The organism is Pontibacter locisalis (genome assembly GCF_042684605.1).
Taxonomy (GTDB): domain Bacteria; phylum Bacteroidota; class Bacteroidia; order Cytophagales; family Hymenobacteraceae; genus Pontibacter; species Pontibacter locisalis.
Genome location: NZ_JBHULU010000032.1, coordinates 1 through 1,255 on the forward strand (window position 1 = coordinate 1; position 1,255 = coordinate 1,255).

Annotated in this window: 2 protein-coding genes; both read left to right on the forward strand. The window is 54.0% G+C overall.

The window, feature by feature from the left end:
• The first annotated feature begins 155 nt into the window (after positions 1-155).
• On the forward strand, positions 156-593 hold the full coding sequence (locus ACFSRY_RS19140) for an IS110 family transposase (protein WP_377511929.1): 438 nt from the start codon (positions 156-158) through the stop codon (positions 591-593).
• A 13-nt stretch (positions 594-606) separates the two neighbouring features.
• Positions 607-1,255, forward strand: a 649-nt coding sequence (locus ACFSRY_RS19145; protein WP_377511932.1) for a transposase, incomplete at its 3' end; no start/stop codon positions are given.

The following is a 1,255-nucleotide window of genomic DNA, read 5'->3' on the forward strand; positions in this document are numbered from 1 at the left end:
AGGGACATCCTTCCGGTAGTGCTTCTTCCCAAAAGGCTGAACAGTACTTACAGGTATCTCCCCCGTGTCGAGGTAACCTTGGATAAGATGATGAGTGAAGTTAGGGGAAGAGCTACTGGTTTTGTAGGTTTTGTTTAATCTTTATTTCTCCAGCTATGAAAATCATCAAGCAGTCGGTCAGTGCCGACATCTCCAAAGACAAGTTTGACGCCTGCTTCTCGGTGCTCACCTCAGAGCACAGGGTTGTGGTGAAAGCTAGCCACCGGTTCGCCAACTCCGCTCCAGGGCTGGCTGCTTTCCATAAATGGATAAGCAAGTGGGAGGACGCCTCAGTGGAACTGGTGGTGATCATGGAAGCCACCGGCGTGTATTATGAGCACCTGGCCTGGGCGATGCACCAGCAGGGGCGAAAGGTACATGTGGTGCTGGCTAACCGGGCAAAGAAGTACTTTCAGAGCCTGGGCTACAAATCCAAGAACGACCGCCTGGATGCCAAAGCGCTGGCCCATATGGGGGCGGAAAGGAATCTGGACCCCTGGCAGCCCTTGAGCAAGCAGCTCTACCTGCTGCGCAAGCTCACCCTCAGAGCATGAACAGATCCAGCAGGTGCGTTGTGAGACGGCCAACCGCCTGCATGCCGAAGCCTACAGCATGCACACGGGCAAGAGCACGGTGAAAAGGCTCAGGAAAACGCTGCAGCTCTATGATGCGCAGCTACAATCCATCCGGCAGGAAATAAAAGAGGTCATCGCGGCAGATGCCCTGCTGCAGGAGAAGATCAACAAGGTCACCACCATCAAAGGGGTGGGGGTGCTGACGGCGGCCACTGTCGTTGCCGAAACCAACGGCTTTGCTCTCTTTACCAACCAGAAGCAGCTTGTTAGCTACGCCGGCTATGACGTGGTGGAGAACCAGTCGGGCAACAGGGTCGGCAGGACCAGGATCTCCAAGCAAGGCAACAGCCATATCAGGCGCATACTGCACATGCCGGCATTGCATGCCATGCGCCGGAACGTACCGGTCTGCAGGGCGCTGTTTGACCGGCTGACAGGAAAGGGTAAGAAGAAGATGCTGGCCTATGTGGCCGTGCAGAAGAAACTGTTGGTATTGATCTACACTTTGTGGAAGCGAGATGAAGCTTGGCAGGAAAATAAACAGGGACTGCTGCAGCCAGATCTGGAAGAAGACATCCCGCACCTCTCGGCCAAGAGCTCTCTTTCAGGTAAGGTGAAGATTAGAAAAATTCAACTAAAAT